We start from the raw sequence: 13,753 nt of genomic DNA on the forward strand, positions 1-13,753 counted from the left end.
GCGGAAAACCGCCAAAACCGGTTTATGAAGATTTGCATTATTCACGGCATTTTTTGCCGGGCGTGGCCAAAAGGTGTCGCAAAAAGCAAGGGCGACCGATCCATTCGGACCGACCGCCCTTCAAATAGCAACCAGATATGACCCGTTCAGGGGCGATATTGCTGGACGCGCGTCGCCCGGAGGCCGGCTAGCCCATGCTTGTCGATGGATTGCTGCCAGGACAGAAATTCTTCGACGGTAAGGGTGTAGCGCTTACAGGCCTCCTCCAGCGACAGGAGGCCACCGCGGACAGCGGCGACAACCTCGGCCTTCCGGCGGATCACCCAACGCTGGGTGCCCTCGGGAGGTAAATCGGCAATCGTCAGCGGGCTCCCATCGGGCCCGATGACGTACTTTACGCGCGGACGCATCTGTTCGGTCATTCTACTCTCACACAAATCTGACCTTCAGGAGAGCATCCTAAATCAAGCCGTTTAAAAAACGCCTAACTTCATCGCAAGAATTCAGTAAGATTTTGAACGACTTGCCGAAAGTGCGCCGTTTACTGCGCTTTAGGAATTGGACCCTCGCGCCCCGGAAATGATGCGCTTTTCGCCCTGAAAGATTAACGGGCGCGCTCAAAGGAGCTATCGCGGCGGCGTGTTGGCGGCACGCTGGTCCGTTGCGGATCAATGCGGAATCATAAGGAGAAATACGTATATGCACGCCGGGCGGCTGTGGCGACGGCGAAAAGCCACCGTCGAGCCGGGGGCTCTCCGATGAGTCTCTTCAACCCGATCGGAAGGCTCCAGTGGCCGGCAGTGGCTTCAAAAGACGAAAAAGGTGGTGTCCGGTCAGACGGAGACCTCGGTCAGCGCCGACAGCGGCAACAGGCGGCCGTTCACCTTGATATAGGGCTGTTGGGAGGAGGTATCGACCGCCTGCACCTTGCCGGTGATCTCGGTGGTGATGGTGACGGCCTTGCCGGTGCTATCAGTGCCGTTGACCGCGATGGTGAAGGCACCGGTGGACGAGCTGTAGTCGGCGCCGTTGGTGCCCTTGCCATCCCAAGTGAAGGTGTTGTTGCCGGCGTTTAGGTCGGTACTGCCCTGGTAGACCACGCCACCGTTCTCATCTGTGATGGTCACCTTGGAGCCCGGCGCGGCGGAGGACGAGTTGACCGTCCAGTTGGCCTTGCCACTTTCCATTTTAGTGGTGTCGGAATAGGCGGTGACCGACTTGCCGACGTAGTTGACGAGCTGGAGCGCGGCGCTTGAGGTCAGCGTATCCATCATCGACTTGAGGTTGGAGTTGGTCTGGATCTGTTGCTCGACCGACGAATATTGAACGAGCTGTTGGGTGAAGCTGTTGACGTCCATCGGCGAGAGAGGGCTCTGCGTCTTGAGCTGGGTGGTGAGCAGCGTCAGGAACGTCGAGTAATTTGACGTCAGCGAACTGGTTGCCGAAGAGGCTGAGCTGGTGCTGCTCGAGCTGCTCGAGCTATTTGAGGAGGCGGCGGTGCCGGACACACTCATGATGGTCTCCCAAAACTCTCGTCAGACGCTGATGTCGATATGGCTACTGCCACGCGGGCGATAGACTCTCGGTCGAATGCTCGTCTGGGTATCATCCTCGGTCTTGACCTTGACGGTACTGTCCGTCTGTGTCTGGCGGGACTGGTGCTGCTGCTGTTGTTGCTGTTGCTGGTCCTGACGGGTGAAGGAGGCCGAGCGATCCTGCTGACCGCCATCCTGACGCATGGACATCGACACCGAGCCTTCCTTCACCTGGAAGCCAGCATCGCGCAGCGTCTGCTCGATGTTGCGCTGGTCACGCGACAAGGCATCGAAGGTGTCGCTACGCTCGACGACAAGATGGGCCTTGGCGCTGCCATCGGCGGAGAAGTCGACCTTGACGTCGACCTTGCCAAGTTCGGCCGGGTCGAGCCGCACCGAGAAGCTGGTATCGCCGGCTTTGACGTGACGGGCGATCGTCGCCCCCACGTCGTCCAGCTTGACGGCTGTGCCGGTCGTCGGTGCCGTGACGGTTTGTGTCGTGGCGGCGGTGGCGCTGGTCTGACCGGCGGGCAAAGCGGCGGTCTGGGTGCCGGTGGTCGTGTCGGTCTGCGTCGCACTGCCATTGACGTCACGCAGGCGATCGGCAAAGGCGCGGGCGGCGCTCGAAACGCCGCTCACCGTCTTGGCCTTGGAAAGGCCGTTGTCGGCGGCCTGGTTGGGCGCGGTGCCGTTTTCGCTGGCCGAAGTGCGTTCACTTGTCGCATCGGTGGCCCGGGCCGAGGTGCCGGTCGTGGTGGCCTTGGTACTCGCCGGCTTGATGCTGGCGGCCGCTGCCACCGCGCCAGCGGCGGCGGTTGCATCGCTAGCGGCAACATCGGTAGAGGCGGCGGTCGCGCCGATCGAAGACGACGATGCGATATTGGCGGGCTGTTGCGGCAACGCGACGCGCGCCGTCGTCGCCGCCTGATTGGCGTCGTCGGCTGGTGCCGTGCTGTCATCGGTGGACGCGGCGGTTGTCGTTGCCGCCACCGGCTTATCGGTGTCGGTCACAGGCTTCGGCATGACACTGGCAGAGGCGTCGGAGACGTTCGCCCGTGGCGCGGCGGCGGCATTGGCGTCGACGACCGGCAGGGCGGTGGCAGCCGTGGTAGCGGCGCCGCTGGTGGTCGAAGCGGTGACCGACGGCGCGACGGTCGCTTTTGGTGCGTCGGTAACCGGCTTGTCGGTCGATGCGGCCGTGGCTGTCTGTGTCGCGGCGTTGGGCTGCGTGTCGTCGGATGGCTTGGTGAGGGCAGGGGCGGCTGCTTGAGTGGAAGGTGCGCGCGTCGCGGTCATGGCGACTGTCGGCGTCGTCGGCGTGGTGCCGGACCGCGAGGCCGCAGTCGTGCTCTGCGGCACGGCCGGTGACACGGGCGTCTCGACGGTGTCCGACGTGGCGGCGAGATTGGGGGCGGCAACGGGTGCGATCGTTGTGTCGTCGACGGGGGACGAGGCCGGCATGGCTACGGCCGGTGTGACGGCAGCCGACACAGTGGTATCGGTGGCTTTTGTCGTGGTCGCAGCGGGGATCGCCACGGCCGGCGTCGTCTCGGTACGCGGCGCGGTGGGCTGTGGCACGCTGATTTGCGCCGTGGTGGCCTGGGTCGCAGGGGCGTCCGTCTCGGCCGGCTGCTGGGGAGCGGCGGCTGTCATGGCGGCTTTGAGCGCGGCGAGGGCTGCGTCATCACTTGATGAGGACGCGGCGGCGTTGGCGATCGAGGCAGCGGCCGACGTCGCAGCCGCCGCGTCGGTGTTTCCGGCGACCTGTTGCGGCTGCGGCGGGGTCGCGGCGCCAGCGGTGGCTTCGGCAAGCGCTTGCTGGAAACCTTCGGCGGATGCGGGCGTCTGGGACGCCGGTGTCGCCACTGCTGGTGTGGCGGCGGCTGCATTGAGCGCGGCGACAGCATCGCCGCCACCATCCGATTGCAGCCCGGTATAGGCGGACCAGAAATTGGCGAGGTCGAGAGGTATGGCGGCGAGGTCGGCGTCGGCGGCCGGGTCGGCCTTGGTGGCCTCATCGGGGGCAGCGTCTTGAAGGTCGGCATCGCTCGTATCGGTGCTGGCATCCCCAGCGGCATCGGCGGCGGTCTGGTCACGCCGGCCTCCACGGCGCGTCGAGGTGGCGTCGCCACGGTCGGCGCTGCGATCGGAGTCGTCGTCGGCCCGGTCGGCGCGGCGGTCAGAGGCGTTATCGGCGCGGTTGGTGCGACGCCCGGAGGAGCTATCGGCGTTGCTGGTCCGTTGGGACGTGGTGGTGTCGCGGGGGGATGTCGACTGGGTAGATGGCTCGTTGTCGGTTGCGTCGGCCACCATGTCGCGGAAATCGTTGCCGACGTTCTTGACGACGGCGACGCTGGAACTCGCCGCCTGTGACGAGGCGGCGGTCTGGGGAAGCGACAGAACGGGAGCGACAATGGCCATGGACGGATCCGTTACACGCGAGACAAACTCATTTACCCGTTGAAGTGCAAAGATGAGGCCAACGATTTGGCCTAAGTGCATGCTAGCCAAGTCATTCATAAGAAAGAATTTTATCCGCGACCTCCTTGGGTGGGTGTTACAGACGTGGCCTAGCCGGTCGGCAAGCTTTGCCGCTACCCGGCAGAATTGACCCTGCCATGCCGGCGCGGCTCTGGAGCTTGGTGGCTAAAGCAGCTATTAGGAACGAGTTGTGAGCGGAGCGGGCCGTCAGTGCCGGTGCTAATCCTCCGCGGGAAAGACGTCATGCTGAATTCGCTCGATCTCGAAGGCCGCCCAGAGGACACCCGTATCGTCGTCGCCATGTCCGGCGGCGTCGATTCTTCAGTCGTCGCCGGTCTTCTGAAACGCGAGGGCTATGATGTCGTCGGCGTGACGCTGCAGCTCTACGATCATGGCGAGGCCGTTCATCGCAAGGGTGCCTGTTGCGCCGGCCAGGATATTCACGACGCCCGTGACGTGGCCGCAAGACTCGGCATTCCCCATTACGTTCTTGACTATGAGAGCCGGTTCCGCGAGGCGGTGATCGATCGCTTTGCCGAGAGCTACATCGCCGGCGAGACTCCGGTGCCCTGTGTCGCCTGCAACCAGACGGTCAAGTTCTCCGATCTCCTGGATACGGCGCGTCATCTCGGCGCTCAGGCATTGGCTACTGGCCACTATGTGCGGTCTCGACTGGTGGATGGTCATCGCGCCATGTATCGGCCGGTCGATCTCGATCGCGACCAGAGCTATTTCCTGTTCGCCACGACGCAGGAACAGCTCGATTTCCTGCGTTTCCCGCTCGGCGGTCTGACCAAGCCGGAAACGCGGGCGGTCGCTCGCGACCTTGGTCTGGAAGTCGCCGAAAAACATGACAGCCAGGACATTTGCTTCGTGCCGCAGGGCAAATATGCCGATGTCATCGAAAAGCTGAAGCCGGAAGCGGTGGCCGCCGGCGATATCGTTCACGTCGACGGCCGGGTGCTCGGTCGGCATACCGGCATCATCCATTTCACCGTCGGTCAGCGGAAGGGGCTTGGCGTTGCCACCGGCGAGCCGCTGTTCGTCATCAGGCTCGATGCGGCGAGCCGCCAAGTGGTGGTGGGGCCGCGCGAGGCGCTGATCACCCATCGTCTAGGGTTGCGCGATCTCAACTGGATCGGCAGCACCACGCTGGACGCCGAGATCGACAGCGGCCGTACGGTATTTGCCAAGGTGCGCTCGTCGCGACCGCCGCAGGCGGCGATGATCGTCCGCCAGGATGGGCGGGTTGCCGTTGAGCTCTTGGACGGCGAGCAGGGAATCGCCCCTGGTCAAGCCTGTGTGCTCTATGACGCGCCCGGCGACGAGGCGCGCGTTTTAGGTGGCGGGTTCATCGAGGCTACCGCCTCCATGCGGACGTCGCTCGCCGCGGAATGAGGCCCGAAAACCTCGATCTTCGTCTCCTGTTCGCTGCGCTTGGCTTGTTTTGCCAACATTAAGCGTTGAAAGCGGAATTTTCCTCCCGGCTTGTTACGCGGCTGTCATATCGGTCTGCCATCGGTAGTCCTGTTGGGCATACCGACGGCAGGTGATTGCTGTCGCCGTGCCTGCGCGTTGAGCGTCGCGCGACCAGGGAATCCGTGCGATTCCCGGCAGAATAATACATAGATTTTTCTGTCATCCTAGGTGTCCGTATCTCTGGATACGGATCTATGTCTTCCGAATATATAAAAATAGATACACGACGAAATTGGCTGAATCCGCCAAAATAGGCGCGATTTCGTCTTCTTATTTTATGTATATCTCCATTATATTGCCGAATCTCGCGCGCATGTCGCGTACGTAGATGTGTGTATATTGAGAATTTCTCAATGTAGGCTCGCTGTTGCGCCGTCAAGTTGATGGATTAGCCTTCCTCGCCGGGAAAGTTTCACGGCTAATCTCTTTAAGTTGTATTTTTACAACATGGATTATTTGACTCAAAATGTGACGTTGGTTCGTGAATTATGACATTGCAGGTTATGTCTGGATGGGTAAACAAGCGGCGGTGAGCTTCGTTGACGCGAAACTCGCCGCCGCTTTCGGATAGGTCGGGCTGGGGAGCCGGACGGCCGGGGTGCGGTCGTAAACGGGGTCATTCCGCGATGATCGCTTGCCACGCTGCTTGCCGGCGGGGGGAGGCTCCGCTCACGGTTTTGGAGAGAAAAATGAACTTGAAAAGCATTCTGTTTGGTACCGCCGCCGGCCTGATGGTCGCCACGGGCGCTTACGCTGCCGACCTGCCGGGCGATGCTGCTCCGGCCGCCGTTGACTACGTGAAGGTTTGCGACGCCTACGGCGCCAGCTTCTTCTACATCCCCGGCAGTGAGACCTGTCTGCGTATCAAGGGTCGCGTTCGTTCCAGCATGACCTACACCAACAATGGTGGCAATCTGAATACGGGCGCCGACAACGTTGCTTTCCGTGCCGACGCCTACGTTGGTTTCGATGCTCGTACGGCTTCCGACCTCGGCACCGTTCGTTCGTATTTCGAAGTCCAGACTAACTCGACCAATGGCATCACCATCAGCCAGGCCTTCATTCAGGTCGGCTACGTGACGGTCGGCCGTCAGGACGAAGTCGCCGATGGCGACGGCCTCTATGGCATTAACGACTCGACCTGGGGCCCCGGCGACTTCACGTCCACCGGTGCCAGCGTCCTGGTTGATAACCTTGGTGGCGGCTTCTATGTCGGCGCCGGCGTTTACGGCAACGACGACACCATCAGCCGCCCGACCATCTGGTCGGCTGGTTCGCAGGCTGGTCTGCAGGCTTCGGGTATCGTCGGTATCACCGGCCAGTCCTGGGGTAGCTTCGACGTGTCGGGTGTCTACCGGACCTATGATCGCGACGATAACGACGTCTTCGGCGTCAAGGCGACTGCCAACCTGAAGCTCGTCGACAAGCTGTCGCTGCGCGCTTGGGCCGCCTATACCGATGGTGGCAAGGGCTCGCGCCTGACCAACCTTGCTGGCAAGGCTTCCGAGAACATCACCGACGTTGCTCTGGCCGCTTCCTACCAGGTCACCGATCCGATGGCCGTCTACGCCGGCGTTCGTTACCAGATGGTCGATGCCGCTTCCGGCAGCGTCGCCGATGACTTCGTTTACGGCAACCTCGGCGTCAACTACGCCTTGGCTCCGGGCCTCAACCTGCAGGGCGAAGTCGATTACGGTTCTCAGAACGACTGGAACCAGCTCGCCGCCGTCACCCGCCTCGTCCGCGTGTGGTAATATCATTCCCTTCGGGGTTTGAGGGAAAGGCCCGGTTCGTCCGGGCCTTTCTTTTGACTGAGGTCAGCGCGAGGGTCCCCGCAGTTCCGCCGAAGCGGCCCAGATGTTGACGTTGAGATCGGGCGCGTGGGCGTCGATCTCGGCCAGCTCGGCCACTGAGAATTCCAGGTTCTTGAGGGCGCCGACGCAATCGGCCACCTGTTCCGGCCGGCTGGCGCCGATCAGCGCCGAGGCGACACGGCCGCTGCGCAACACCCAGGCAATCGCCATCTGGGCCAGGCTCTGACCGCGCGCTTTCGCCATCGCATCAAGGGCGCGGATTCGGGCGAGGTTGTCCTCGCTGAGGAAGGTGGGCTTCAGCGGCCCCTTGCGCGCGCCGCGGCTTCCTTCGGGCACGTCGCCCTTCAGGTACTTGTCGGTCAGCATGCCCTGGGCGAGCGGCGAAAAGGCGATGGCGCCGACGCCGAGTTCGTCGATGGTGTCGAGCAGGTCGTCCTCCTCCACCCAGCGGTTGATCATCGAATAGCTAGGCTGGTGGATGAGGCAGGGCGTGCCGAGCGCCTTCAGGATGGCGACAGCCTCGCGGGTACGCTTGGAATTATACGAGGATATGCCGACGTAAAGCGCGCGTCCCGAGCGGACGATATGGTCGAGCGCGCCCATGGTTTCCTCGAGCGGCGTCTCGGGGTCGAAGCGGTGGGAATAGAAGATGTCGACATAGTCGAGGCCGAGCCGCTTCAAGCTCTGGTCGAGCGAGGCGATCAGGTATTTGCGGCTGCCCCATTCGCCGTAAGGGCCGGGCCACATGCCGTAGCCGGCCTTGGTGGAGATGATCATCTCGTCGCGGTAGGGCCGGAAATCGCTGGCGATGAGCTTGCCGAAGGCTTCCTCGGCGGTGCCGGGCGGCGGGCCGTAGTTGTTGGCGAGATCGAAGTGGGTGATGCCGAGGTCAAAGGCCGTACGGCAGATGGCGCGGCCGCGCTCGATGGGGGCATTCTCGCCGAAGTTCTGCCAGAGGCCGAGCGATATGGCCGGCAGCTTCAGGCCGGACCGCCCGACGCGGCGGTAAATCATCTCGTCGTAACGGTTGGTCCGCGCCTCATAGGTCATCTTGTCGCTCCCTCGCTTGCCTCGCGGTTATAGGACCGGAGGCGAGCGAGGGGCAATAATGCCTGACAGAAGAAGTTACCTTCCGTCGCGGGCGCCACGATTTTCGTTGCTCGGCCGACGCTTCATGCCGTCGCGGCCGCCTGCCAGGAAGCCAACGCGACCGAGGGTCTCCTCGGCGGCGCCCGTGTCGCGATGAGCGGCGCGCTGGGAAGGCTTGGCCTGGCCCGGCTTGCCGTGGGCGGCGTGCGAGGGCTTGGCAGCTCCCGGCTGGCGCGCCTTGACGGCGGGCATGACGTCGCGCCGCTGCTGCTCGGCCGAGACCGGAGCCGGGGCAGGGCGACGACCGCGCGGCTGCGGCCGCTTGCCGGACGGGCGTTCGCCGCGCTCGGAGCTGTCGGCCTTCTCGCTGAGGGCGATGGTGCCGCGACGATCGTCGGCGGGGATCTTCTGGCGGGTGATCTTCTCAATATCCTTGAGATAGGCCCGCTCTTCGTCCGAGCAGAAAGAGATGGCGACGCCGGAGGCGCCGGCACGCGCGGTGCGGCCGATGCGGTGGACGTAGCTCTCGGGAATGTTCGGCAGGTCGTAGTTGATGACATGGCTGACGCCGGTGACATCAATGCCGCGAGCGGCAATGTCGGTGGCGACGAGGATCGGCGTCGAGCCGGCCTTGAAGGTGGCGAGTGCCTTCTCGCGCTGGGCCTGGCTCTTGTTGCCGTGGATCGCCGCCGCTTCGACGCCGTCCTGACCGAGCTGGCGGACGACGCGGTCGGCGCCGTGCTTGGTACGGGTGAAGATCAAGGCGCGTTCGGGCTTCTCAGCGACGATGACATCGAGCAGCAGCCGGCGCTTGGCGGCGGTCTCAACGTGGATCACTCGCTGCTCGACGCGCTCGACGGTGGTGCCGGTCGGCGCGACGGAGACGGTGACCGGGTTGAACAGCATCTCGCCGGCCAGCTGGCCGATTTCCTTCGGCATGGTGGCCGAGAAGAACAGGCTCTGCCGCGCCTTGGGAAGCGTCTTGACGATGCGGCGCACCGGCTGGACGAAGCCCATGTCGAGCATCTGGTCGGCTTCGTCGAGCACGAAGATCTCGGTGGTTTCAAGGGAGACCATGCCGGCGGCCATGTGATCCATCAAACGGCCGGGGGTGGCGACGAGAATGTCGACGCCGCGCTTCAGGCGGTCTTCCTGGGGACGGTGGCCGACGCCGCCGAACACCACGGCGACCGACATGTGGTTCATGTAGCGAGCGTAGGTCTTGAAGCTCTCGGCGATCTGGGTGGCCAGTTCGCGGGTCGGCGACAGGATCAGAGCGCGGACGCGGCGCGGCTGGGCCGGGCGGCCGGCGGCGAGGCGCTGCAGGATGGGAAGGGCAAAGGCGGCGGTCTTGCCGGTGCCGGTCTGGGCAATGCCGAGGAGGTCGCGACCCTTCAGAAGGTCGGGGATCGCCTGGGTCTGGATGGGGGTGGGGGTTTCATATCCCGCGTCGACAAGCGCGCGGGTCAGGGTCTCGGCAAGGCCGAAATCGGAAAAGGACGTCAAAGGAAAACTGCTTTCAAAACCAAGCGTCACCGCCGGCGGAAAAGCCGGTAGCGTTCGCGGGGGCAACCGGCCCCGCGTGATCGGGCCAATTCTTAGGGGAGGAACGGCCAAAGGATCGAAACCGATCCGCTCACGCGACCGCAAGGGGGCGGTGGTTTGCCGCCCGTTCACTATTCACATGAGGCCTAGAGCGCTGGAAGTCAAGGCAAGGCACGACATGAGAGCCATGCGGAGGCGCTGTGGCGGAGCGTGTTGGATGCCCTGTGTAACCATGGGTGACAATTTATGCCTAGCGGAAACAATTGCGGGTAACCTTTGCCGGCCTCTGGCTTCCTCGCTCCGCTCGTTGTCTTAACCGTGGCAATCGCAGGGACGCTTATTTCTCTGGGCGCCGGCAAAAATAGATGTGATCGCCGACCATAGATGTCGTTGAAAGACACATTGAATCATGGCTTTACGCCTTTCTGGCATGACGGTTCGTCGATCGTGTCGTTGTTCTCCGTGGGCATGCAGTAAAGCTCGGGAAAATGGCCTGCATCCTGCTTCGGCGCGCTGGAGACGTTCAATGTGAGGCTAGCAAATGAGTTCCGCCGCGGGATCCTCCGGTATCACGAGCCAAATCTGGCAGCGCCTTGTCCGGCAAGGTGATACCAACTCAGATAATAACCTGAGTAAAGCTGAGTTGGATACTTTGAAGGCGGGTTTTAAAGATAACGCCGATATCGAGCAAATCATCCGGTCGTTTGATAAAGATGGTGATCAGAATCTCAGCTCGTCTGAGCTTCCGTCCTCGCCGCTGGATGTGGAAATGCTTGGACCTATGCTCGACTGGCAAGAATATGGCAAGGCGGACGCAACGACACGATCTGAGGACGACAAGCGCGTCGTCGATTCACTTTTTGCGCGAGCCGACGTCGACGGGGACGGCTTTCTTTCCAAGGACGAAATGGAGGCCGAAAGCACCCTGCGGCGGACCCGTTCGCTTGAAGGAAAAAGCGCTGATTCCGACCCTGTTTACATGATCCGCCCAGACGCCGATCGAGACCATCTCAGCCCCGAGGATTTTCTGGTCGGCCGGCGGATACCGTCTGATCGCCTCAAGATTATTCCACCCGAGAAAGTTCCCGCGGAAGTACGAGAGGCCATTCAAAAGGCAGCGGAGGAGTGGAAAAGCTCGCCCGACTACCAAAAGCCGCTGACGGCGGAAGAGCAGCGACAAAAGTCAGTCGATGGCGTTTTGAGTACGCCCCTCAGCGCGGCCTATATCAGCCGGCTTTTATCGCAACTGTCGGCGGCGGTGGCAAAAGCCGATCCCGCCAATGCGCTTCGCAGCAGCGACGAGGGGACCAAAGCCTAAGGCAATTTCGAATTCCGATTCAGGCTGCCATGGCCCTTCACGCCTCCGGCTCGCCCACCGCGCAGCCGGTGTCGCCCAGGCGATCGCGCAACGCCAGGAGACGCTCGCGCAGCTCGGCGATTTCGCCCAATTCGGCGCCCATGGCGCAGCCGAGTTCGACCGGTATGCCCGCTGCCTGATGCGAGAGCGCCCGTCCTTCGCCGGTGAGATGGACGATCACCTGCCGCTCGTCTTCCTTGCCGCGCCGGCGCGTGACGTAGCCGCCCACCTCGAGGCGTTTCAGGAGCGGCGTCAGTGTGCCGGAGTCGAGTTTCAGGCGCTCGCCGATTTCCTTCACCGTCTGCCCGTCAGCCTCCCACAACACCAGCATGACCAGATATTGCGGATAGGTGAGGCCGAGCGGCTCGAGCAGCGGCCTGTAGGCGCGATTAAGGGCGTGGGTGAAGGAATAGGCGGCAAAGCAGAGCTGATCGGAGAGCTTTGGGGCGCTGGTCATATCGATCCGAAGTTGGAACCTTTGGTGGCCTTCGGCGTTTTCTCGCCGACCACAGAAATCAATATACGGCGCAGCAGCTATTTCCCCAGTGGAAATCGCGTACGATCACGCAAATGTGAATTGCTCGAAATCAAATTGCGCGCAATTTATATAGGTAACGGAACACCAACCAGGCGAGGAAGCCATGAACGTTCTATATACTGCCCATGCCCACACGATCGGCGGCCGTACCGGCCATTCGGAAACCTCCGATGGCCGTCTCAAGGTCGATCTGTCGAGCCCGAAAGAGCTGGGTGGCGACAACGGTCCGGGCACCAATCCCGAGCAGCTGTTCGCGGCCGGTTATTCGGCCTGCTTCATGGGCGCTCTGAAGTTCGTGGCATCCAAGGAAAAGGTGACCATTCCCGCCGAGGCGTCGATCGATGCCCATATCGGCATCGGCCCGCGCGATGACGGTACCGGCTTCGGCATCACCGCCAAGCTCGAGATCAAGGTGCCGGGCGTCGACCGCGCCGTGGTCGAGGATCTGGTCAAGAAGGCCGACGTGGTCTGCCCCTACAGCCATGCGACGCGTGGCAACATCGAAAAAACGCTGGTCGTGCTCTGAGGTGGGTGTACTCCTCCCCCGTCCCGCCTAATGCCGACCATCGACGCGCCGGGTGCCCCGCCCGGCGCGTCGCCGTTTTTTGAAGATTTCTCCTTGTGGATTGCTGAGCAGACCCCATACGTCAGGTTTCGACCTTGATCGCATCCTGGCGTCAACATAGGGTCTGCCGTCCATTCGGGGGAGGAAACGATGGCCGCACGCTTTGCCAGCATCGGCGAATGCATGGTCGAACTGGCGCCGCAGGCGAGCGGTCTCTATCGGCGGGGTTTTGCCGGGGACACGCTCAACACCGCCTGGTATCTGAGGGCGCTTCTCGATCGCCGGGAGTCATTGGTCAAATATGTGACCGGAGCCGGCACCGACACGCTCTCCGACGAGATGGTCCGCTTCATCGCCGACGCCGGCATTGATACCTCGGCTATCGAGCGGATCGCCGACCGTACCGTCGGGCTCTATCTCATCACGCTCCATGGCGCGGAACGCTCCTTCACCTATTGGCGAAACGAGTCGGCTGCCAAGCTCGTCGCCTCGGTTGGCGCCCGGCTCGACGCGGCGCTCGCCGACGTCGAGGTCGTCTATTTCTCCGGCATCACGCTGGCTATCCTGTCGTCGGAGCATCGGCGCACGCTGTTCATGTCGCTTGCCAAGGTGCGGGCGCGCGGTGGCGTCGTTGTGTTCGACCCCAATCTTCGGCCGCGCCTCTGGCCCGACCGGTCGACCATGGCGGCGGCGATCATCGAAGGCTATCGCGCCGCGACCATTGCCTTGCCGACCTCGCCCGACGATGCCGACCTCTATGGCGACGCCGACGCGGTGGGTACCGCCGACCGCATCTCCGCCCTGGGCGTCGCAGAGATCGTCGTCAAGGCCGGCGCCGATCCGACACTGGTGCGGGCCGGCGGCGTCGACAGCTGGGTGGCCGCCGAACGCGTCGATCAACCGGTGGACACCACCGGTGCCGGTGACAGCTTCAATGCCGGCTATCTCGCGGCCCGCCTTGCTGGCGGCCGTTCGCCCGCCGAGGCGGCGCGGCACGGCCATGCCGTGGCGGCGCGCGTGATCCAGGCGCGTGGGGCGCTGATCGACATGAATCTCCTGGCCGACCTTTCGATGGGCGCTTCTGTCTGATCTTTGGGCAAATGCCTGTGAAGAAGGCGGCGGTTTTTATGCGTCGCGCGTCTTCGCGGGTAAATTGCCCGGCGCCGAGGCTGGCACGCTTCCTGCTTTTAAGACTGCGAGTGGGCCGAGCACGGCGCATCTTCCAAGGGAACCGACCCAAACAACTGGGTCAAACACATCGCCGTCGGCAATTGGCGCTCCGTCTCCCGGGCGACGACAGCCGGCGGCGAAATTTTGATGACGGTGGCGGGCACCGGCGACCCACGTTTG

11 protein-coding genes are annotated in these 13,753 nt (G+C 63.0%); 5 read left to right on the plus strand and 6 right to left on the minus strand.

Features of this window, described 5'->3' with window-relative positions; all coding sequences use genetic code 11:
• Nucleotides 1-146: 146 nt before the first annotated feature.
• The 3 genes from AB6N07_RS11595 to AB6N07_RS11605 form a co-directional block, all read right to left on the minus strand.
• Nucleotides 147-422, minus strand: coding sequence for a DUF1153 domain-containing protein (locus tag AB6N07_RS11595; protein WP_026784035.1), 276 nt, complete (start codon nt 420-422; stop codon nt 147-149).
• 411 nt (nt 423-833) lie between these two features.
• A complete protein-coding gene (locus AB6N07_RS11600) occupies nt 834-1,514 on the minus strand; it encodes a flagellar hook assembly protein FlgD (protein ID WP_370677959.1) in 681 nt (226 codons plus the stop codon).
• Between the two features lie 21 nt (nt 1,515-1,535).
• Entirely contained in the window at nt 1,536-3,956 is a 2,421-nt protein-coding gene (locus AB6N07_RS11605; RefSeq protein WP_370677960.1) for a flagellar hook-length control protein FliK, read from the minus strand.
• 303 nt (nt 3,957-4,259) lie between these two features.
• Here AB6N07_RS11605 and mnmA point away from each other — a divergent pair, with 303 nt between their 5' ends.
• Nucleotides 4,260-5,414, plus strand: coding sequence for a tRNA 2-thiouridine(34) synthase MnmA (gene mnmA / locus AB6N07_RS11610; protein ID WP_370677961.1), 1,155 nt, complete (start codon nt 4,260-4,262; stop codon nt 5,412-5,414).
• Between the two features lie 770 nt (nt 5,415-6,184).
• Nucleotides 6,185-7,249: a porin gene (locus AB6N07_RS11615; protein ID WP_370677962.1), complete on the plus strand. Its 1,065-nt coding sequence runs from the start codon at nt 6,185-6,187 to the stop codon at nt 7,247-7,249.
• Nucleotides 7,250-7,312: 63 nt separating this feature from the next.
• On the opposite strand, the gene mgrA is transcribed toward AB6N07_RS11615, so the two are convergent.
• Both mgrA and AB6N07_RS11625 read right to left on the minus strand, forming a co-directional pair.
• Nucleotides 7,313-8,359, minus strand: coding sequence for an L-glyceraldehyde 3-phosphate reductase (mgrA, locus tag AB6N07_RS11620; RefSeq protein ID WP_370677963.1), 1,047 nt, complete (start codon nt 8,357-8,359; stop codon nt 7,313-7,315).
• Nucleotides 8,360-8,434: 75 nt separating this feature from the next.
• Nucleotides 8,435-9,904, minus strand: a complete 1,470-nt coding sequence (locus AB6N07_RS11625; protein WP_370677964.1) for a DEAD/DEAH box helicase — start codon at nt 9,902-9,904, stop codon at nt 8,435-8,437.
• A 580-nt stretch (nt 9,905-10,484) separates the two neighbouring features.
• Here AB6N07_RS11625 and AB6N07_RS11630 point away from each other — a divergent pair.
• On the plus strand, nt 10,485-11,261 hold the full coding sequence (locus AB6N07_RS11630; protein WP_370677965.1) for a hypothetical protein: 777 nt from the start codon (nt 10,485-10,487) through the stop codon (nt 11,259-11,261).
• Nucleotides 11,262-11,298: 37 nt separating this feature from the next.
• Here AB6N07_RS11630 and AB6N07_RS11635 read toward each other — a convergent pair whose 3' ends face one another.
• On the minus strand, nt 11,299-11,757 hold the full coding sequence (locus AB6N07_RS11635) for a MarR family winged helix-turn-helix transcriptional regulator (protein ID WP_370677966.1): 459 nt from the start codon (nt 11,755-11,757) through the stop codon (nt 11,299-11,301).
• Between the two features lie 184 nt (nt 11,758-11,941).
• Between AB6N07_RS11635 and AB6N07_RS11640 the strand changes: the two genes are divergently transcribed.
• Together AB6N07_RS11640 and AB6N07_RS11645 are read left to right on the plus strand one after the other, a co-directional pair.
• Complete coding sequence (locus AB6N07_RS11640; RefSeq protein WP_370677967.1) at nt 11,942-12,364, plus strand: organic hydroperoxide resistance protein; 423 nt, start codon at nt 11,942-11,944, stop codon at nt 12,362-12,364.
• 189 nt (nt 12,365-12,553) lie between these two features.
• Nucleotides 12,554-13,492 (plus strand): sugar kinase, encoded by a 939-nt coding sequence (locus AB6N07_RS11645; RefSeq protein ID WP_370677968.1) that lies wholly within the window; start codon nt 12,554-12,556, stop codon nt 13,490-13,492.
• Nucleotides 13,493-13,753 lie beyond the last annotated feature (261 nt).

The organism is Pleomorphomonas sp. PLEO (assembly GCF_041320595.1).
Classification (GTDB): domain Bacteria; phylum Pseudomonadota; class Alphaproteobacteria; order Rhizobiales; family Pleomorphomonadaceae; genus Pleomorphomonas.